The sequence below is a fragment of the Caballeronia sp. LZ035 genome (assembly GCF_031451175.1).
Lineage (GTDB): Bacteria > Pseudomonadota > Gammaproteobacteria > Burkholderiales > Burkholderiaceae > Caballeronia.
On record NZ_JARUXS010000001.1, the window covers coordinates 750,987 to 771,145 of the forward strand.

Annotated in this window: 18 protein-coding genes; 7 read left to right on the forward strand and 11 right to left on the reverse strand. The window is 64.9% G+C overall.

From position 1 onward, the window contains the following. Window positions 1-7: 7 nt before the first annotated feature. The 9 genes from glyS to QCE88_RS03610 all read right to left on the reverse strand — a co-directional run bounded on the left by glyS (window position 8) and on the right by QCE88_RS03610 (window position 10,989). Entirely contained in the window at window positions 8-2,107 is a 2,100-nt protein-coding gene (gene glyS / locus QCE88_RS03570) for a glycine--tRNA ligase subunit beta (RefSeq protein ID WP_309899230.1), read from the reverse strand. A gap of 17 nt (window positions 2,108-2,124) precedes the next feature. Beyond that, on the reverse strand, window positions 2,125-3,153 hold the full coding sequence (gene glyQ, locus QCE88_RS03575) for a glycine--tRNA ligase subunit alpha (protein ID WP_309899232.1): 1,029 nt from the start codon (window positions 3,151-3,153) through the stop codon (window positions 2,125-2,127). 171 nt (window positions 3,154-3,324) lie between these two features. Then, window positions 3,325-4,998 (reverse strand): apolipoprotein N-acyltransferase, encoded by a 1,674-nt coding sequence (gene lnt, locus QCE88_RS03580; protein ID WP_309899234.1) that lies wholly within the window; start codon window positions 4,996-4,998, stop codon window positions 3,325-3,327. A 99-nt stretch (window positions 4,999-5,097) separates the two neighbouring features. Further along, window positions 5,098-6,003 carry a transporter associated domain-containing protein gene (locus QCE88_RS03585; RefSeq protein WP_309899236.1) on the reverse strand — a complete coding sequence of 302 codons (906 nt, stop codon included), beginning with the start codon at window positions 6,001-6,003 and terminating at the stop codon, window positions 5,098-5,100. A 195-nt stretch (window positions 6,004-6,198) separates the two neighbouring features. Further along, window positions 6,199-6,882 (reverse strand): gamma-glutamylcyclotransferase, encoded by a 684-nt coding sequence (locus QCE88_RS03590; protein ID WP_409018032.1) that lies wholly within the window; start codon window positions 6,880-6,882, stop codon window positions 6,199-6,201. A gap of 27 nt (window positions 6,883-6,909) precedes the next feature. Continuing rightward, window positions 6,910-7,374, reverse strand: a complete 465-nt coding sequence (gene ybeY, locus QCE88_RS03595) for an rRNA maturation RNase YbeY (protein WP_309899238.1) — start codon at window positions 7,372-7,374, stop codon at window positions 6,910-6,912. Continuing rightward, window positions 7,371-8,486, reverse strand: a complete 1,116-nt coding sequence (locus QCE88_RS03600; RefSeq protein ID WP_309899240.1) for a PhoH family protein — start codon at window positions 8,484-8,486, stop codon at window positions 7,371-7,373. The genes ybeY and QCE88_RS03600 overlap by 4 nt, the downstream gene beginning before the upstream one ends. A 20-nt stretch (window positions 8,487-8,506) precedes the next feature. After that, window positions 8,507-9,886 (reverse strand): tRNA (N6-isopentenyl adenosine(37)-C2)-methylthiotransferase MiaB, encoded by a 1,380-nt coding sequence (gene miaB, locus QCE88_RS03605; protein ID WP_309899243.1) that lies wholly within the window; start codon window positions 9,884-9,886, stop codon window positions 8,507-8,509. A 131-nt stretch (window positions 9,887-10,017) separates the two neighbouring features. Next, window positions 10,018-10,989 (reverse strand): LysR family transcriptional regulator, encoded by a 972-nt coding sequence (locus QCE88_RS03610; RefSeq protein WP_309903373.1) that lies wholly within the window; start codon window positions 10,987-10,989, stop codon window positions 10,018-10,020. 106 nt (window positions 10,990-11,095) lie between these two features. Here QCE88_RS03610 and QCE88_RS03615 point away from each other — a divergent pair, with 106 nt between their 5' ends. Genes QCE88_RS03615 through QCE88_RS03625 form a run of 3 tightly spaced genes read left to right on the forward strand, consistent with a single transcriptional unit; the run spans window position 11,096 to window position 13,397 of the window. Then, window positions 11,096-11,473 carry a VOC family protein gene (locus QCE88_RS03615; protein WP_309899245.1) on the forward strand — a complete coding sequence of 126 codons (378 nt, stop codon included), beginning with the start codon at window positions 11,096-11,098 and terminating at the stop codon, window positions 11,471-11,473. A gap of 12 nt (window positions 11,474-11,485) precedes the next feature. Next, window positions 11,486-12,673, forward strand: coding sequence for an MFS transporter (locus QCE88_RS03620; protein WP_309899247.1), 1,188 nt, complete (start codon window positions 11,486-11,488; stop codon window positions 12,671-12,673). 37 nt (window positions 12,674-12,710) lie between these two features. After that, the gene (locus QCE88_RS03625; RefSeq protein WP_309899249.1) at window positions 12,711-13,397 is read left to right on the forward strand and encodes an HAD family hydrolase; all 687 of its coding nucleotides are present in this window, start codon (window positions 12,711-12,713) and stop codon (window positions 13,395-13,397) included. A 468-nt stretch (window positions 13,398-13,865) separates the two neighbouring features. Here the strand turns inward: QCE88_RS03625 and glpK are convergent, their stop codons facing one another. Beyond that, window positions 13,866-15,359 (reverse strand): glycerol kinase GlpK, encoded by a 1,494-nt coding sequence (glpK, locus tag QCE88_RS03630; RefSeq protein WP_309899251.1) that lies wholly within the window; start codon window positions 15,357-15,359, stop codon window positions 13,866-13,868. Window positions 15,360-15,578: 219 nt separating this feature from the next. Between glpK and QCE88_RS03635 the strand changes: the two genes are divergently transcribed. Further along, window positions 15,579-15,959 carry a hypothetical protein gene (locus QCE88_RS03635; RefSeq protein ID WP_309899253.1) on the forward strand — a complete coding sequence of 127 codons (381 nt, stop codon included), beginning with the start codon at window positions 15,579-15,581 and terminating at the stop codon, window positions 15,957-15,959. A gap of 84 nt (window positions 15,960-16,043) precedes the next feature. On the opposite strand, the gene QCE88_RS03640 is transcribed toward QCE88_RS03635, so the two are convergent. Then, on the reverse strand, window positions 16,044-16,241 hold the full coding sequence (locus QCE88_RS03640; RefSeq protein ID WP_309807295.1) for a hypothetical protein: 198 nt from the start codon (window positions 16,239-16,241) through the stop codon (window positions 16,044-16,046). 459 nt (window positions 16,242-16,700) lie between these two features. Between QCE88_RS03640 and QCE88_RS03645 the strand changes: the two genes are divergently transcribed. The 3 genes from QCE88_RS03645 (at window position 16,701) to QCE88_RS03655 (ending at window position 20,146) form a co-directional block, all read left to right on the forward strand. Then, the gene (locus tag QCE88_RS03645) at window positions 16,701-18,338 is read left to right on the forward strand and encodes a gamma-glutamyltransferase family protein (protein ID WP_309899255.1); all 1,638 of its coding nucleotides are present in this window, start codon (window positions 16,701-16,703) and stop codon (window positions 18,336-18,338) included. A 419-nt stretch (window positions 18,339-18,757) separates the two neighbouring features. Beyond that, window positions 18,758-19,582, forward strand: coding sequence for a ferritin-like domain-containing protein (locus tag QCE88_RS03650; RefSeq protein WP_309903375.1), 825 nt, complete (start codon window positions 18,758-18,760; stop codon window positions 19,580-19,582). Window positions 19,583-19,627: 45 nt separating this feature from the next. Next, window positions 19,628-20,146 carry a hypothetical protein gene (locus QCE88_RS03655; RefSeq protein ID WP_309899257.1) on the forward strand — a complete coding sequence of 173 codons (519 nt, stop codon included), beginning with the start codon at window positions 19,628-19,630 and terminating at the stop codon, window positions 20,144-20,146. The last annotated feature ends 13 nt before the right edge of the window (window positions 20,147-20,159 follow it).

The window sequence follows — 20,159 nt, forward strand, 5'->3', positions numbered from 1 at the left end:
GCCCTCTTCAGGCCGCGAGCTTGGAGATGTCCGCGACGCAGTTCATCTGCTGATGCAACGCGTTGAGCAACGCCAGGCGATTGTTGCGCAAGGCCGGATCTTCCGCGTTCACCATGACGTCGTTGAAGAAGGTGTCCACTGCCTCGCGCAGCGCGGCGAGCGCCGTCAGCGCTTCGGTGTAGTTGCGCGCGGCCAGCGTGCTCTGAACGCGCGGCGTCACCTGTTCGATCTGCGCGTAGAGATTCTTTTCCGCCGCTTCGACCAGCAAGGCCGGGTTCACCGAAGCAGGCGCGCCCTGTTCCGACTTCTTCAGGATGTTCGAGATCCGCTTGTTGGCCGCTGCGAGCGACGCGGCTTCCGGCAGCGTGGCGAACTCGCGCACGGCGTCGAGGCGCGCGACGATGTCGTCGAGACGCGTCGGGTTCAGGCTCAGCACTGCTTCGATGTCGTTGGCCTCGAAACCGCGTTCGCGCAAGAGGCCGCGCAGCCGGTCGAGGAAGAACGCATACACGGCTTCCTGCGAATCCGCGACGTGCGGTACGTTGGCGAACTGGCGCTGTGCGGCGGCGACGAGCTCGCGCAGGTCGACGGGCAGCTTCTTCTCCAGCAGGATACGCAGCACGCCCAGCGCGTGACGGCGCAACGCGAACGGATCCTTCTCGCCGGTCGGCGCGAGGCCGATGCCCCAGATGCCGACGATCGTCTCCAGCTTGTCCGCGAGCGCGACCGCGGCGCCGACGCCGGTGGACGGCGTGTCGTCGCCGGAGAAGCGCGGCTGATAGTGCTCGGAGCACGCGAGCGCAACTTCTTCCGGCTCGCCGTCGTGGCGCGCGTAGTACGTGCCCATCGTGCCCTGCAGTTCGGGGAACTCGCCGACCATGTCGGTCAGCAGGTCGGCCTTCGCGAGCCGCGCGGCGCGGCGCGTCAGCGCGGCATCGACGCCGACCATCGGCGCGATCTCGCCAGCCAGCGACTCGAGGCGCTCGACACGTTGCAATGTGGAACCGAGCTTGTTGTGATAAACGACGTTCGCCAGCAGCGGCACGCGGTCTTCGAGACGCTTCTTCTTGTCCTGCGTGAAGAAGAACTTCGCGTCGGCGAGACGGGGGCGCACGACGCGCTGGTTGCCTTCGACGATCTCGCCCGGCGTCTTCGTATCGATGTTCGACACGATCAGGAAGCGCGAGCGCAGGCGGCCGTTCTGGTCGGTGAGGGCGAAGTACTTCTGGTTCGTCTGCATCGTGAGGATCAGGCATTCCTGCGGCACCTGAAGGAATTCCTCGTCGAAGCGGCATTCGTAGACCACCGGCCATTCGACCAGCGCGTTCACTTCGTCGAGCAGCGCTTCGGGCATCACGACCCGGTCTTCGCCCGCGAACGCCTGCAGTTGCGTGCGGATGGATTCGCGGCGGTCGTCGAAGTTCGCGACCACGCGGCCCTTCGTGCGCAGCGTGTCGGCGTAGTCGTCGGCGTGGCTGATCGCAACCAGACCTTCCGACATGAAGCGATGCCCCAGGGTCGTGTCGCCGGCATCGATGCCGAGCGCGCTGACCGGCACCACCTCGCGGCCGTGCAGCGCGATCAGGCGCTGCACCGGACGCACGAACTGCACGCTGGTGCCGTCCGGGCGCTGGTAGGTCATGAGCTTCGGAATCGGCAGCTTGCCCAGGGTTTCGTCGAGCGCGGCCTGCAGGCCTTCGCTCAAGGTCGCGCCCGGTGCCGCATAACGCAGGAAGAAGGCTTCGGCCTTGCCGTCCTGCGCGCGTTCGAGATCGGCGAGCGGGAAGTGGGGGAAACCGAGCGCCGCGAGCTTCTTCGCGAGCGGCGGCGTGGGATTGCCTTCCTTGTCGAGCGCCACCGTCACCGGCAGCACCTTCTCGCGCACCTGTCTTTCCGGCGCGACGTCGCGCACGTTGCGGATCAGCACCGCGAGACGACGCGGCGTTGCGTATTTCTCGAATTCAGGCGCGCCGTCGATCAGGTCGCGCGCGGCGAGCCGCTCCACGATGCCATCGGCGAAAGCGGTGCCGAGACGCGCGAGCGCCTTCGGCGGGAGTTCCTCGGTCAGCAGTTCGACGAGCAGGGAAGCGTGATGGGATTGCGTCATTGTTCTGTCGAGCCTCGTCAAACCTGTTCGTTGTTGCTGCGTTCGCCCGGCGGCGTGCTTTCGGGCTTCAGCGGCGGCGTCCAGGCGGGACGCTGCGCTTCCTGTTCGTCGGTGACGAGGTCGCGGTCGACCTTCACCGGATTGCCGAGCATCGGGAAGCCGAGCGCCTCGCGCGACTCGTAATAAGCCTGCGCGACGAGACGCGACAGCGCACGAATCCGGCCGATGTACGCCGCGCGTTCCGTCACGGAGATCGCGCTGCGCGCGTCGAGCAGATTGAAGGTGTGCCCGGCCTTCAGCACGAGTTCATAGGCCGGCAGCGCGAGCTTCGCCTCGATCATCTTCTTCGCTTCTTCCTCATAGCTCTTGAAGAAGGTGAAGAGCAGGTCGACGTTCGCGTGCTCGAAGTTATAGGTGGACTGTTCGACTTCGTTCTGGTGATACACGTCGCCGTAGGTCAGGCGGCGCAGCACCTTGCCGTTGGGGCCGTCTTCTTCCCACTCGGTCCAGACCAGGTCGTACACGTTCTCGACCTTCTGCAGGTACATGGCGAGACGTTCGAGACCGTAGGTGATCTCGCCCAGCACGGGCTTGCAGTCGATGCCGCCCGCCTGCTGGAAATAGGTGAACTGCGTCACCTCCATGCCGTTGAGCCATACTTCCCAGCCGAGGCCCCACGCGCCGAGGGTCGGGTTCTCCCAGTCATCCTCGACGAAGCGCACGTCGTTCTGCTTCAGGTCGAAGCCGAGCGCTTCGAGCGAGCCGAGGTAAAGATCGAGGATGTCTTCCGGCGCGGGCTTGAGCACCACCTGATACTGGTAGTAGTGCTGCAGGCGGTTGGGGTTCTCGCCGTAGCGGCCGTCCTTCGGGCGGCGCGACGGCTGGACATAGGCCGCGCGCCACGGTTCGGGACCGATCGCGCGCAGGAACGTGTGGACGTGCGAGGTGCCCGCGCCGACTTCCATGTCGATCGGCTGGAGCAGCGCGCAACCCTTCTCGTTCCAGTAGGACTGCAGCGTCAGAATGATTTGCTGGAAAGTGAGCATGATTGCCTTGTGCGGGGCGCGGCCATCGTCGTGAGGACGCGATTCAGTGAACCGGCCGAAGCGCTAAACATTGAATTTTATCCGAACGGGGAACGGGTGCGGTTTTTGGCCGGCCTGTGTCCCCGGGAAGCAAGTGTGCCGGCCGCGCGGGGCGGCCTTCGGGCGAAAGCGCTACGGACGCTTGCGGCTCGGCGCGAACGCGAAGCCGAACGCGAGCAGGATCAGCGAGATGGCGATCACCGTCATGTTGCCGCTCGTCACGTAGGGCGTGCTGCCGGAGGTGCCCTGCACGGTCGCTTCGAGCACGCCGGTGGTGAAGACCGGCAGCTTCGCGACGACATCGCCATTGGCCGCGATCGCCGCCGTCATGCCGGTGTTGGTGGCGCGCAGCATCGGCCGGCCGGTTTCGATCGAGCGCATGCGGGCAATCTGCAAATGCTGGTCGAGCGCGATGGTGTTGCCGAACCAGGCAAGGTTCGTCGAGTTGACAAGAATGCCCGCGGGCGTTTCCTGCTCGCGGATCGTGCGCGCGATTTCCTCGCCGAAGATGTCCTCGTAGCAGATGTCGACGGCGACCGGTTGGTTGTGCACGATGAACGCCTTCTGCGCGATCGGGCCGCGCGCGAGATCGCCGAGCGGAATGCCCATCAGGCGCACGAACCAGTGGAAGCCGTAGGGCACGAATTCGCCGAAGGGCACGAGGTGATGCTTGTCGTAGCGATAGACGCCGTTCACGCGCGGCGTGACGCCGAACAGGCTGTTGGTGTAGTCGGTTGCGCGGCCGTCGGGCAGGATCGTGACGCCGATCGCGCCGAACAGGATCGACGAGTGGGTGGTGTCGGCGAAGTTGCGGATGGCGACGGCGAAGTCCTGCGGAATCTGCACCGATAGCACCGGCAGCGCGGTCTCCGGCGTGACGATCAGATCGGCGGGCTTCTCGGTGATGAGACGCTGGTAGAGCGCGAGCGATTCATCGACGCCGGCCTGCTCGAACTTCATTTCCTGCTTCACGTTGCCTTGCAACAGGCGGACGTTGAGCGGCGCGTTGGCGGGCGTGGTCCATTGCACGAGCGACAGCAGCATGCCCGCCGCCAGCAGCGCGACGGCCACGGCCGCCGGAATCAGCGCACGCGCTGCGAGACCCGTGCGGCGCCAGTGGTGAACCGCCTGCACGACCAGCGCGGCAACCAGCGCGAGCACCCATCCGACGCCGTACACACCGACCACCGAGCCGAAACCCTTCAACGGACCATCGACCTGCGCATAGCCGCTCGCGAGCCACGGAAAGCCGGTGAACACGAGGCCGCGCAGCCATTCGCCCAGCGCCCAGGCGCTCGCGAAAGCAAACGCGCCGTGCCAGGTCGGCGCGTGGCGCGGCGAGGCGTCGATGTCGCGCGCGGTGGCGGCGTCTTCATCGCCGAAGCGGGCCCGGCCCGCGACCAGCGACCAGACCACGCTCGACAGCGCCGGATACACGGCGAGATACAGCGAGAACAGCGCGACGGCCGCTGCGGCGAGCGGCGCGGCCATGCCGCCATAGACGTGCATGCTGACATACAGCCACCACACGCCCGTGACGAAGTTGCCGAAGCCGAAGGCCCAGCCGGTCATGGCGGCGCCGCGCCAGCCGCGGGTGCGCGTGAGCCACGCGAAGAACAGCGCAAAGATGACGAGTTCGAGCCAGCCGCCATGCGGAGTCGGCGCGAACGAGAGCGTGTTCGCTGCGCCGAGCACGGCGGCGACAAGGTAGTGCCAGAAGGGCAGGGCGCGGGGCGATTCGGCAGCTGCTGGGGTCACGGATGCGGTGCGCTTGCGGGAGAAGAGGCGGGACGATGAATCGGCCATTGATGACGGTCGAGATGAAACGGAAGCGGGGTCACGGATGAGGGCGGGCGCGGCGTGGCGTACTGCGATGCCCCGCCGCTCGCTCGGCGATCGCGGCGATCAGTCGCGCAGTTCGTCTTCGTCGTCACCCGCGTGATGATGCGGCTGCGTGAGATTCGGCACGCGCCGCACCAGCAGGACGTGAATCTGCCGGGCATCGCCGCGCAGGATCTCGAAGGCGAAGTCGTCGATGCGCACCTTTTCGCCACGATGCGGCACGCGTCCGAAACGATGCGTGACCAGACCGCCGATGGTGTCGACTTCTTCATCGGAGAAATCGGTGCCGAATGCCTCGTTGAACTGCTCGATGCCGGTGAGCGCGCGCACGCGATGGCGGCCGTCGGGCGTGGCGATGATGTTGCCGGCTTCTTCGTCGAAGTCGTATTCGTCCTCGATGTCACCGACGATCTGCTCCAGCACGTCCTCGATCGTGATGAGGCCCGCGACACCGCCGTATTCATCGACGACGAGCGCGATGTGATTGCGGTTCACGCGGAAGTCGTGCAGCAGCACGTTCAGGCGTTTCGATTCGGGGATGAAGACGGCGGGGCGCAGCATGCCGCGCACGTCGAATTCTTCCTCGGCGTAGTAACGCAGCAAATCTTTCGCGAGCAGCACGCCGATGACGTTGTCGCGATTGCCTTCGTAGACCGGATAGCGCGAGTGCGCCTTGTCGAGCACGAAGGGAATGAATTCGGCGGGCGTGTCGGAGATGTTGATGGCGTCCATCTGCGCACGCGGAATCATGATGTCGCGCGCGCAGAGATCGGAGACCTGGAAAACGCCTTCGATCATCGACAGCGAATCGGCGTCGAGCAGGTTGCGCTCGTGCGCGTCCTGCAGCACTTCGAGAAGTTCGTCGCGCGACTCGGGTTCGTGCGAGATGAAATCGGTCAGGCGTTCGAGCAGCGAGCGCTTTTCCGGCGGTTTGTCGGAATGGCGTCGACTGGGATAGGGTTCGTTCATAGTGAAGCGCCCAGGTGTTCCCGGGCGCAATTTAGCGGAAAGTTAAGCATACACCAAGGTAAAACGCCGCTCGGGCAGCGCGGCGCGCGCAATGGAAACCATGCTAGCGGAAAATTATGCGACGAGTGTGTCCGCCGGCCGGCGCTGGCCGAACGGCATAGGTAAGCGGCCTTCATACGGTAACGGGCGCGGAGGTCACCCGGCGCCCTGTTGCGACCGGCAGCGTTTCAGCAAGGCTTCGAGCGCGCGATCCGGCATGCCGCTCTCCCGCAGGGCCTCGACGGTCCGGCTCACGTAGTCGAGCGTCGTGCCGTAGCGCCCGCTGGCGCAGCCGAGCACGGTGCGCACGATGGGATCGGGAAGCTTGCCGGTGTAGGAACTGGCTTCGCGCCGCATCACGAACGCGAGCGCTTCGACGCGCCGTCCGTCGGCGAGCGTGCAGGGCAGCCACGCCGGCCGGTAGGAGCCCATCGCCATTTCGCGGCGCCACAGGACTTCGAGGTGCTCGGCGGCGTCGGCGCCCGCGAGCCGGAACGCCATGCCGGAGCACGATCCGCCGCGGTCGAGCGCGAGCACGAGGCCGGGCTGTTCCGGCGTGCCACGATTCACGCGCGACCACAGATACAGCCCGCGATGGTAGCCGTGCACGCGGGCGCGCACCGCTTCGAGCGTCGGCAGGCCGGGGTTCCAGATCAGCGAGCCATAGCCGAACAGCCACAGGTCGGAGCGTCCGTCCCAACTCGTCAGCGCCGCTTCACGCGACGCGGCGAGTTGCGCGTCGGTCCAGAGCGCCGAGTCTCCGAGCATGGGCGGATAGTCAGCGGCGATGGCGGGCATGGCAGGCGGGAACTGCGCGGGATCGGGTGTCTTGTCGTTCACGGTGCGTGAGAGGGCATCGGACCGGCTTCAGGTCAGCGGCACGTAAGGATCGGGAAAACCCAGAGATTGCATGATATCCGTCTCGATGGATTCCATCTCCTGCGCCTCGCTTTCGACCTCGTGATCGTAGCCCTGCGCATGCAGCGTGCCGTGGACGATCAGATGCGCGTAGTGTGCGGCGAGCGGCTTGCCCTGTTCGGTCGCCTCGCGCTCGACGACCGGACAGCACAGGATCAGATCGCCCGTCACCGGATCGTCTTCGGATTCCGCGTAGGCGAAGGTCAGCACGTTGGTGGCGTAGTCCTTCTGCCGGTACGTGCGATTGAGCACGCGTCCTTCATCTTCATCGACGAAACGCACGGTGAGTTCGGCGTCCGCGAACAATGCTGCCTTGATCCAGCGCGCGACCGTCGCACGCGGCAGCGCGGCCTTGTGCGACGGATACGTCTTGGCGGCGGGGAACTGCACCGACAGGGTGAGGCGCGGACTCATTCGGGCTTGTTGGCGTGTTGTGCCTGACGGGCTGCTTCGGCGAGCGCGGCGTCCTTCTGCGACTGCGCGTCGTACGCCTCGACGATGCGCGCGACCAGCGGATGCCGCACCACGTCCGCCGAGGTGAAATGCGTGATGGCGATGCCGCGCACTTCCGACAACACATGCTGCGCCTCGATCAGCCCGCTCTTGTGGCCGCGCGGCAGGTCGACCTGGGTGGTGTCGCCGGTGACGACCGCCTTCGAGCCGAAGCCGATCCGCGTCAGGAACATCTTCATCTGTTCGGGCGTGGTGTTCTGCGCCTCGTCGAGAATGATGAATGCGTGATTCAGCGTGCGGCCGCGCATGTACGCGAGCGGCGCGATCTCGATCATCTGGCGCTCGAACATTTTCGCGGTCTTGTCGAAGCCGAGCAGGTCGTAGAGCGCGTCGTACAGCGGGCGCAGATACGGATCCACCTTTTGTGCGAGATCGCCCGGCAGGAAGCCGAGCCGTTCGCCCGCTTCGACGGCCGGACGCGTCAGCACGATGCGCTTGACCTGGTCGCGTTCGAGCGCGTCGACCGCGCAGGCCACCGCGAGATAGGTCTTGCCGGTGCCCGCCGGACCGATGCCGAAGGTCACGTCGTGCGACAGGATCTGCTTCAGATAGTCGCGCTGCGCGGGCGTGCGGCCGCGCAGGTCGGCGCGACGCGTATAGAGCTTCGGGCCGTGGTCTTCGTCGTCGCCGAGATCGAGCGTTGCGCTGGGTTCGTCGAACGGATGATCCGGGTCGCCCCGGAAACGCGGATCGGCTTCGCCTTCCTCGCCGCCGGCCGCGCGCGCTTCCTTGGCGCGGCGCGTGGCGTGCCGCGCCTCGACCAGCGCGAGCTGGATGTCGTCGACGGAAATCGGATCGCGCGCGCGGTTATAGAAGTTTTCGAGCGCCGCGAGCGCGACCTTGGCGCCGCGTCCGCGAATCGAAATCTTGTGGCCGCGCCGGGACAGCGTGACGTCGAGCGCCTGCTCGATCTGCCGCAGGTTTTCGTCGAGCGGGCCGCAGAGGTTGGCGAGCCGCGCGTTGTCCTCGCGCGGGGCGGTGAATTCCAGATGCTGCGTGGGAGCGTTCTTCAAAGTGAACCAGGTGTCCTTTATTAAGCCATCCCGTGAGCCAGCGCGGGCGCGTCCGCCACCATCACCAGTTCGCCGCGCAACGAGTGCGGGTACGCGTGCACGATCTTCACGTCGATCATCTGGCCGATCAGCCGTGCATGCGATTCCAGCGGCGCGGGAAAGTTGACGACGCGATTGTTCTCGGTGCGGCCCGCGAGCTCGTTCGGATCCTTGCGCGCCGGGCGTTCGACGAGAATGCGTTCGATCTTGCCGACCATCGACGCGCTGATGCGCTGCACGTTTTCCTCGATAGTCGCCTGCAGATGTTGCAGGCGTTTGAGCTTGACTTCGCGCGGCGTGTCGTCGTGCAGGTTCGCGGCGGGCGTGCCGGGACGCGGGCTATAGATGAACGAGAAGCTCGTGTCGTAGCGCATCTCGTCGACGAGCGCCATCATCCTGTCGAAATCGTCCTCGGTCTCGCCGGGGAAGCCGACGATGAAGTCGGTGGACAGCGACAGGTCCGGGCGGATCGCGCGCAGCTTGCGGATGACCGACTTGTATTCGAGCACGGTGTAGCCGCGTTTCATTGCCATCAGGATGCGGTCCGAGCCGTGCTGCACGGGCAGATGCAGGTGCGAGACGAGCTTGGGCACCTTCGCGTAGGTGTCGATGAGACGCTGCGTGAATTCCTTCGGATGCGACGTGGTGTAGCGGATGCGTTCGATGCCGGGCACGTCGGCCACGTATTCGATCAGCGTCGCGAAGTCGGCGATTTCGCTCGAACCGAGCGTCAGCGCGCCGCGGTAAGCGTTCACGTTCTGGCCGAGCAGCGTGACTTCACGCACGCCCTGGTCGGCCAGGCCGGCGATTTCGGTGAGGACGTCGTCGAGCGGGCGGGACACTTCCTCGCCGCGCGTGTACGGCACCACGCAGTAGCTGCAATATTTCGAGCAGCCTTCCATGATCGACACGAATGCGCTCGGACCGTCGACGCGGGCGGGCGGCAAATGGTCAAACTTCTCGATTTCCGGGAACGAGATGTCGACCTGGGCGCGGCCCGTGGCGCGGCGCTGGTCGATCATGGCGGGCAGGCGGTGCAGCGTCTGCGGGCCGAACACGAGATCGACGTACGGCGCGCGCGCGACGATCGACGCGCCTTCCTGGCTCGCGACACAGCCGCCGACGCCGATCAGCAGATTGGGATTGGCTTCCTTGAGCTCGCGGACGCGGCCGAGATCGGAGAAGACTTTCTCCTGGGCCTTTTCGCGCACCGAGCAGGTGTTGAACAGAATGACGTCCGCGTCTTCGGGCGTGTCCGTCTTGACGAGTCCTTCCGCTGCGCCGAGCACGTCGACCATCTTGTCGGAGTCGTACTCGTTCATCTGGCAGCCAAAGGTCTTTACATAAACTTTCTTGGTCATGAATCGTCGCCGGTCGCAGTGGTTGATCTGGGGGCGCTGGTTAGGAGTTGAAAGGGGGTTTCGCGGATGTTGTGTTTTGCGTGGCGTTTCTATTTCGATCTGCCCGCTTTTTACCGCATTTGAGGGCGATATTATAGCGCCGCGGGCCCATCCTGACCTTCAACCGCCCGGCGCGGCGGAAAGGCGAGATCGCCGAGCAGCGCGGCCGTGGTGTCGTCGAAGCGCGCCACCAGGAAATCCAGCACGGCCCGCACGCGCGGCGCCATGTAGCGGTTCGCGTGAAACAGCGCGTGCACGGGCGCCTCGTGCGTGCACCAGTCGGGCAGCACCATGCGCAGTCTGCCGGCGCGGACGTCGGCGGCGATATCCCAGATCGATTTATGCGCGATGCCATGTCCCGCCAGCGCCCACGCGTGGACCAGCGCGCCGTCGTTGGCTTCCCAGGAATCGGCGACCGGCATCGAAAACGTGTAGCGCTCCTCGCCGCGCGTGAAGTCGAGTTCGCTGAGCGGCCCGTTCGACGTGACGACCACCACGAAATCGTGACCGACCAGTCCGGCCGGCGTGAGCGGCGTGCCGCGCCGCGCCAGATAGTCCGGCGCGGCGCACAGCACGCGGCGGTTCGGCGCCAGCACGCGGGCCGCGAGGCCGCTGTCGGGCGGCGCGTCGAAGCGGATGGCGAGGTCGATCTCCTCGTGCAGCAGATTCGACACCGAATCTGACAGCGTCAGCGCGAAGCTGACTTCGGGATGCAGTGCGCGGAAGTCGTCGAGCCAGCCGCGCAGCAGGTTGCGCCCGAAATCCGAGGTCGCCGACATACGCACCTTGCCGCGCACGACGTTTTGACCCGCCTGCAACGCGGCCTCGGCGTCGTCGATGGCCTGCAACGCGATCCGGCAGTGTTGCAGATAGACGCGCCCTTCATCGGTCAGGCGCAACTGGCGCGTGGTGCGCTCGAACAGCCGCGCCTGTAGCGCCTTCTCCAGCTTGATGAGCCGCGCGCTCGCCGCCGCCGGCGACAGCCCGAGTTTCCGGCCCGCTGCCGAGAGGCTGCCCACTGTTGCCGTTTCCACGAACAGGCGCATGTCGCCCAGCCGATCCATCGCCATCTTCAAATTCCGTTTGAGAATGATTCAAAGACTAGCCCAATTCTCAAACGAATGCGCGAGCCGGAGAATGCGGCTTTCTGTGGTCACAGAGGTTCAGATCATGCAGCTGGATCACGTCACGGTCGTCGCGCCGCATTGCGATGCGTTGATGCGCTTCTTCGTCGACATCGCCGGCATGGAGGTGGGACCGCGGCCGCCGTTCGGCGTCGGCGGTTACTGGCTTTATCTCAGCGGGCGACCGGTGGTGCATCTGATCGCGGGAGGCATGGATGCGCCGGCGCAGCGTCCATGCGCGACGCGTATCGACCACGTTGCATTGCGAATCGATGACGCCGACGAGTGGCGCTCGCTGCTCCAGCGCCTCGACAGTCACGGCTATGCCTATCAGCTCGCCGACGTTCCGCTGTCCCGCGAACGGCAACTGTTCGTGCGGCTCGCGCCGGCCGTCGTCGTGGAATTCGTGACCACTCAATCCTGAACCGGAGCCATCATGCCCCTGCCTCTTCTCGCGCTGGCCATCAGCGCTTTCGCCATCGGCACGACGGAGTTCGTCATCATGGGCCTGCTGCCCAACGTCGCGCACGATCTCTCGGTGTCGATCCCCTCGGCCGGCCTGCTCGTCACCGGCTACGCGCTGGGCGTCGCGGTCGGCGCGCCGCTGCTCGCCGTGCTGACGGCACGCATGCCGCGCAAGCTTGCCTTGCAGTTGCTGATGGCCGTGTTCATCGTCGGCAACGTGTTGTGCGCGGTCGCGCCGGATTACGGCCTGTTGATGGTCGCGCGCGTCGTCACCTCGTTCGCGCACGGCTCGTTCTTCGGTATCGGGGCAGTGGTGGCGGCATCGCTCGTGCCGGCAGAGAAGCGCGCGAGCGCGATTGCGTTGATGTTCACCGGCCTCACGCTCGCCAACGTGCTGGGCGTGCCGTTCGGCACGTTCGTCGGGCAAGAGCTGGGCTGGCGCGCGACGTTCTGGATCGTCGCGGGGCTCGGCGTGCTGTCCGCGCTGGGCGTGACGGCGCTGGTGCCGAACCGTCACGACGCCGCGCCGAGCGGTCTGGGTCGCGAAGTGCGCGTGTTGCGCGACCCGCAAGTGTGGCTCGCGCTGACGATGACCGTGCTCGGCTTCGGCGGCGTGTTCATCGTGTTCACCTATATCGCGCCGATTCTCGAGCAAGTGGGCGGCTTTTCGCCGCGCGCGGTCACGCTGATCCTGGTGCTGTTCGGCGTGGGGCTGACAATCGGCAATACGATCGGCGGCCGGCTCGCCGACTGTGCGCTGATGCGCTCGCTGATGGGCATTCTGATTGCGCTGGCCATCGTGATGGCGGTGTTCGCGAAGACGAGTCACAGCCAGACGGGTGCGATCCTGACGATCTTCGTGTGGGGCATCGCGGCGTTCGCGACTGTGCCGCCTTTGCAGACGCGCGTCGTGGAAAAAGCGAAGGACGCGCCGAACCTGGCTTCGACGCTGAACATCGGCGCGTTCAACGTGGGCAATGCGGGTGGCGCGTGGCTGGGCGGAGCGGTGCTGACGCATGGCCACGGTCTGGATGCGCTGCCGTGGGCTGCCGCCGTGGTTGCGCTGGTTGCACTCGGCGTGACGTGGTTCGCGGCGCGCCTGGATGCGCCCCGCCGCGCTTCCAATCGTTCTGACATAAACGCTGCCGACGCCTGCTGAACGCTTATCATGTTGGCTTAACGTAATTCGAGCCAACATGATCGATCATCTCATCTGCGATTGCGACGGCGTGCTCGTCGATAGCGAAATCATCGCGGATCGCGTGATGCTGGACGTGCTCACCGAGACGTTTCCCGGCATCGACTTCAAACCGGTCGTCAAGACGGCCTTCGGCCAGCAGACCTCCCGTTTCCTGGCGCAGCTCGAAAGCCGCTTCGGTATCCTGATGCCGGCCGGTTTCGTCGATACGATAGAAGCGCGGGTGGCCGTGGAACTCGCACGATCGGTCGGTCCGATCGCGGGGGTACGCGCGGCGCTTGAGGGCTGTGGGCTGCCGGTCGCGGTGGTGTCGAACAGCCGCCTGGAGCGCGTGCGCGCCTCTGTGCGGCGCGCGGGGCTGGAGGAGATTGTTGGCCCCCGCGTGTTCAGCGCCCAGCAGGTCGAGCGTCCGAAGCCCTATCCGGATGTCTATCTGCTGGCGGCGCGTACGCTCGATGTCGATCCGGCGCGCTGTCTCGTCGTGGAGGACAGCGTGGCCGGCCTGACGGCGGCGCGCGCGGCGGGCATGAAGACTATTGCGTTCGTGGGCGCGAGTCACATTCCTTCCGGATATGCTCAAGTGCTGCGCGAGACGGGCATCACGCGGATCATGGAGCATATGGACGAGCTGCCCGCGCTGGTTGCTGCCGGGGTGCGTGGGGACTTCGGGGACGTGCTTTCCTGATTTTGCATTGCGGTTTTGCTGGCAGGGCGGGGGCGAGCGCGCGGCCGGGCGCGGCACGTGGCGCTTGCCGAGGCTTATGCGCTCGGTCGCACGCGGTCGCGTGAAGGGGCACGTTACCGCGCAATACGGCACGTCGCCGCATCTCAGTGCACGTCACGCCTTCGCAGGTGGTGGCACGTGACTGCCGTCACCGTGGTCAACGCACGTCGCTGCAGCCACCGCAACCATTGCAGCCACTGCAACCACTGCAACCACTGCAACCACTGCAACCACTGCAACCACTGCAACCACTGCAACCACTGCAACCACTGCAACCACCGCAACCACCGCAACCACCGCAACCACCGCAACCACCGCAACCACCGCACGTCACTTTTTCGCACGTGACAGCCGGTGGCGGCACGTCACCACACCTGACCGCACCGCACGCGGCGCGTAAGAGTTCACCCATACCCACGCGGCTTGAAGTCACCCGTCCGCCCAGGCCTTCGCCGCCCCGACCGCCCGTTGCCAGCCCGCGAGACGAGATGCGACTTCCTCCGCCTGCATGGACGGCGTGAAGCGCCGTTCGAGTTGCCATTGCGCCTTGAGTTCGCCGACATCCTTCCAGTACCCGACAGCCAGCCCGGCCAGATACGCCGTGCCGAGCGCCGTGGTCTCCGCGATGCGCGGCCGGGCGACCTCCACGCCGAGGAGGTCAGCCTGGAACTGCATTAACAGGTCATTGGCGCACGCGCCGCCATCGACACGCAGTTCCGCGATGCGCAGGCCCGAGTCTGCTTCCATGGCCTTCAGCACGTCGACAGACTGATAAGCGATGGAGTCGAGCGCCGCGCGCGCAATGTGACTCGCTGCCGTGCCGCGCGTCACGCCGAACAGCGTACCGCGTGCGCGCGGGGTCCAGTGCGGCGCACCGAGCCCGGCGAAAGCCGGCACGAGATATACGCCGTCGCTGTGCGGCACCTGGCGCGCGAGCGCCTCGATCTCGCGTGCGTGGCGGATCAGACCCAGGCCGTCGCGCAGCCATTGCACGACCGCGCCTGCAATGAAGATGCTGCCTTCGAGCGCGTAGTTGACCTGGTCGCCGATCTGCCACGCAATAGTGGTCACGAGATTGTTGCGCGATTCGATTGGCTGTTCGCCGGTGTTCATGACAAGAAAGCAGCCTGTGCCGTAAGTGTTCTTGACCATGCCTGACTCTGTACACATCTGACCGAACAGTGCCGCATGCTGGTCGCCGGCAATCGCGGCAAGCGGCAGATCCTGCGCGAACACGGTGCCGCGCGTGGTGCCGTACACCTCCGATGAACTGCGCACTTCGGGCAACATGCTGCGCGGGATGTCGAGCGCGTCGAGCAGTTCGTCGTCCCAACGCCGTTCGTGAATGTTGAAGAGCATCGTGCGCGAGGCGTTCGTGATGTCCGTGACATGCAGGCCACGCGTGAAATTCCACATGAGCCAGCTGTCCACCGTGCCGAAGGCGAGGCGCCCCTGGCGCGCCTTGTCTTGCGCGCCCTCTACGTTGTCCAGGATCCAGCGGATCTTCGTGGCCGAGAAATACGCGTCGACGGGCAGGCCCGTCTTGGCGCGCACCATGGCCTCGAGACCACGGTTCTTGAGTTCGTCGCAGAACGCCGCCGTGCGACGGTCCTGCCAGACGATTGCGTTGTAGAGCGGCGTGCCGGTCTCGCGATCCCAGACAATGGTGGTCTCGCGCTGATTCGTGATGCCCACGGCGGCAATGGAAGACGCGCTCACGCCCGCGCGCGTGACGGCTTCAGCGGCCACGCCGGCCTGCGTGGACCAGATCTCGCGCGGGTCATGCTCCACCCAGCCCGACTGCGGATATATCTGCTGAAATTCCTTCTGCGCGACCGAGACGATGTTGCCGCGGCGGTCGAACAGCATGGCGCGCGAACTGGTGGTTCCCTGGTCGAGCGCGAGAATGGTCTGATCCTGCATGGTCATCTCCGGGTTCGGGCGTACATCGTGCCGTGAATGTCGTCTGGGCAAATCTAACGGAGCCGGCCGGCGCGGACAACTCGGCCGAACGGCATAGGACGTGCGGACATTGCGGAGAGAAAGTCGCAAACCGCACGATGCCTATGCCATTCGGCCGAGTGGCGCGCCGGTGCGCTTGGACCGATACTGGCGTCAGTCAATCGGAAAGAGGTGAGGGCAATGCGAGTGCGGGTAGCTTCAGGTGTGCTGGGTGCGGCGCTGCTGGCGGGATGCGTGAGCACGCCAAGTCTCGACGGATCGCTGGGCGCGCCGTCCTTCAGCGCGCTGCAGGGAATGTGCGGCGCTTCGCCGGCCGACTACGGCGGCGACGCCCAGTCAGTCTACTCGGCGTTTTTCGACGCTTACGTGGCCGAGCGTCGCGGGGGGCTTTCCAGGGAGCGCTTCTGCGCGTTCCAGGCTGACATTGGAGAACAGTATCGCGCGTGGAAGGCCCATCCCGGGCCGGAATCGCAAAGTGCGTGGGCGAATTTCTTCCTGGATCAGCGCGCTCGCGCATTGAGCTGGCGAGCGGCTGTCGATCCAACCTTGCGCGCCGGATGACGCGTCGGAAGTATCGGGAATTCCTGGAGGGGGAACGTCAGACGGACGCGGCTACGGGCCGCGTCCGGAGTCCTGCCGCGCGTGCTACGAGTAGCGCTTGAAAGCCTTGACGGTGGAGTCGCCAGTTGCGGTGAGACGCCATTGTTGACGTCCCGAGGCGAGACTTTCGAGTTGAACGAGTTGGCGTTCGAGCAGGGCGTCGAGTTCCTGACGCTCCATGTCCACCTGATTGGGTGCTTCCTGAACCAGTAGCAGCGTGGCAAATTCGTGCGGACTCAGCATTGTGTTCTCCATGACGACCGAACGGCATAACCAGCCGGCTTTGTAAGCCAGATCTTTTTGCTTCGAAACGTTTTAAGGGGAAAACTGAACAAGCGCCGGGACGCGCTGTGGTTGTGCCGCGGGTTCCGGGAATTGGGATTGTAGGCAAGTGTCAGACGAGTGCCAAACTCGCAGTGAAAAATTTTGGCTTTGACTTTTGTTGTCGCTGGAGGCGGTCCGTTGCCGGGCCGAATTTGAAGAATCTACTTGAAGTTCTTGTCGCGTTGCACCATGCGTATTGGCCGCAGCTTCGTTCGGTGACGCCGCGAGTATCGTTCGTTTCATGAATCGACATCATGAATGAGAGCGACAAACGAATTTGCTTGGGATTAAGTGCGCAATGCAAACTTGACCCTTTGTATGACCCACCACGCGACTTTCGCTCATCACCGAAAGCGCAGGTATTCCGGATTCAACTCAATGACTCGCTTCAACTGGCAAAACCCCTATCCCACACCGCGTCTGCCGGTGTTCGCCCGCAATATCGTGTCCACTTCCCACCCGCTGGCCGCGCAGGCCGGGCTGCGCATGCTGTGGAAGGGCGGTAACGCCGTCGATGCCGCCATCGCGGCGGCGGCGGCCATCACGGTGGTGGAACCCGTGTCGTGCGGCCTGGGCGGCGACGCGTTCGCACTGGTCTGGGACGGCGGGAAACTGCACGGCCTCAACGCGTCGGGCGTGTCGCCGGCGGCATGGAACGTCGACTACTTTCGCCGCAAGTACGGCGAGGACAACGGCCTGGCGCGGCGGCCCAAGCGCGGCTGGGACGCGGTCACGGTGCCGGGCGTCATCGCCGGATGGGAAGCGCTGCATGCGAAGTTCGGCACGTTGCCGTTCGCGGATCTGATGGAGCCTGCCATCGAGATCGCCGAGCGCGGTCATGCCGTGGCGAGCGTCGTGGCCTACAAGTGGGCGGCGGCGGTGCCCGAACTCAAGGATCAGCCGGGCTTCGCGGAGGTTTTCATGCCGCACGGCCGCGCCCCGGAAGTGAGCGAACTCGTGCGCTTTCCCGGTCACGCGAAGACCCTGCGCATGCTCGCCGAACAAGGCCCGCGCGCGTACTACGAAGGCGAGATCGCCGAGCGTATCGCAGCCTTCGCCCGCGAGGGAGAAGCGGCGCTGACCATGGAGGATCTCCGCAACTATCGCGCGGACTGGGTCGAGCCGATCAGCAAGGACTATCGCGGCTACACGGTTCACGAGATCCCGCCGAACGGACAGGGCATCGCGGCGCTCATCGCGCTCGGGATTCTCGACAAGTTCGATGTCGGCGCACTGAGCGTCGATCGCATCGAGTCGCAGCACTTGCAGATCGAAGCGATGAAGCTGGCTTTCGCGGACGTCTATCGTTACGTCGCGGACCCGCGGGCGATGGAAGTGACGCCGGAACAGATGCTCGACGACGCTTATCTCACCGAGCGCGCCAAACTTATCGATCCGTCGCGCGCGACGCATTTCGACTTTGGCATGCCGAAGTCAGGCGGCACCATCTACATGTCCGTAGCGGATGAACGCGGCATGATGGTCAGTTTCATACAGTCGAATTACATGGGCTTCGGCTCGGGCGTCGTGGTGCCCGGCATGGGCATCTCGCTGCAGAATCGTGGTTGCGGTTTCTCGATGGACCCGAAGTCGGCGAATGTCGTCGCGGGCGGCAAGCGCCCGTTCCATACGATCATTCCCGCGTTCCTGACGCAACAGGTCGAAGGCCGGCAGGAAGCCGTCATGAGCTTCGGCGTCATGGGCGGCGACATGCAGCCGCAAGGGCATCTGCAATCCATCGTACGCATGCTCGACTACGGCCAGCAGCCGCAGGCCGCGTGCGATGCGCCGCGCTGGAAGGTCAACCACGACTTCACCATCGACATCGAGTCCACACTGGACCCCGACACGGCGCGGGCGCTCGAAGGGCTCGGCCATCGGATCAAGTCGGTGGATGATCCGTACATGGATTTCGGTTCCGGACAATACATCTGGAAGCTCGATCGGAACGATCCGGAACGCGGCTACGTCGCGGCAAGCGACAGCCGTCGCGACGGGCTCGCTGCCGGTTTCTAAGCACGAGGGAAGCCGCGTTGTTGCGGCTTCCCTATCAAGCGGAACGCCGCTCTCTCTTGCAGCGAGGGCCCGGCGCGTCACGCCCTGCGTGGCTGTGCGCGATCTGACGGCCGCCGAATTCCTGATGCGCTCTCTGCATCTATAACTCAACCACGCGTTCCGGCACGCTTCATGCTGCATGGCAGCGACGCGCGCCCGCGTTCGAGTCGTGGAAATTCTGCACATGCGGAACCGACGTGGCTGCGCGCGAGTCTGTCCCCCATGCCTGCAAACTCGTGGCAGGGCGGCTAAGATGCAAAAACAAGCTGCTAACACATGAAGTTGAAGATGCCATGACGCAACCGGTCATGGTGTCGCCTGAAACCTCGGCCGTCTTTTGTTGGCCGAAGGCGCGTTCAGTCCAGCCAGGAGCGCGACACATGCACACTGAAACGAGCCACGTCATGCCGTGGCGCATCGAAGACATCGATCTGTCCCGGATCGACCTTCAAAAAGCGCAGTCCAACGAGCATCTTCTCTTGTTGCTGTGCGCTTGCTCGTTCATCGAGAGCGGCACTGATCTCTATACGAGCAACCTCAGCAAGTACTTCCATGACGATCCTGAAATCTCCGCCTGGCTCAACACCGAGTGGGAGCCCGAGGAGATGCAGCATGGCAGGGCGCTCAAGACCTATATCAATTACGTCTGGCCGGAATTCGACTGGGACCGGGCGTTCAAGAGTTTCTTCGATGAATATTCGCTGACCTGCTCTTACGAAGCCTTCGAAAAAAAGCGCGCGCTGGAAATGGTCGCGCGCTGTGTCGTTGAAACCGGCACGGCGACGCTTTATCGAGCGATCAACGATTGCTCGAATGAGCCGGTGTTGAAGGAAATCACCGACAACATCCGCACGGACGAAGTGCGCCACTACAAGCACTTTTTCCGCTTCTTCAAGAAGTGGAACAAGATCGAGGGAAATGGCCGCATCGCCGTGCTCGGCGCGTTGATCCGGCGCGTTGCCGAACTGAAAAGCGAGGATTCCGAAATCGCGCTGCGGCACGTGTTCGCCGTCCGTTATCCGGAACACGCACAGGATTCGAACTACAACCGGGAACTGTCCGCGCGGGTGAACGCGCTGGTGAGGCGCAACCTGTCGGCGGATCAGGCCATCAAGATGCTGCTCAAGCCGCTGGACTTGCCTGCGCGCATCCAGCCCGGCGTTCACTATCCGCTTTCCAAGATGACGCAGTTATTCTTCCGCTAGACCGCTACGCAACCCATGATGCCGGCCTCAAGCCGGCATTTTCTTATGTCCGCCTCCAACTCATTGAAACCTGTCCTGTCGGCGCATGCCGTGTTCGACGCCTGGCCGCCGGCCCTGCGCGCGTGCTTCGATGGCACGCATGTCGGGGCGGCCGACCGTTTCACGGCGTCGCTGTGCGTTGCGGATGCCGAGGCCCGCTGCGTGCGGACCGCGCTCCTCAGCACCGGCGAACTGTTCGCTCCCGACGAGCGCACGCTCGCCTTCGCGCTATGGCCGTCGTCGCGTACGGCGCGGGCCATCGGCGGCAGCGGACGCGCGACGATCACCTTCGTGTTCGACGAAGCGTTCCATCAGGTCCATCTGGAAGTGCGGCAAGTGCCGCTCGACAGCGTGCCGCTCGCGTGCTTCGTGGGGACGATCGAGAGCGGCGAAACGCAGCGTGTGCCCTATGCGCGACTCACGCATGGCATGGCATTCGAGCTTGAGGACGAGGCCACGGTGCTCGCGCGCTGGCGCGAGCAGATCGAGTGGCTGAAGCGGGCGGCGAGCGCCGCCGCGTCATGAAGGGCTGACCCAG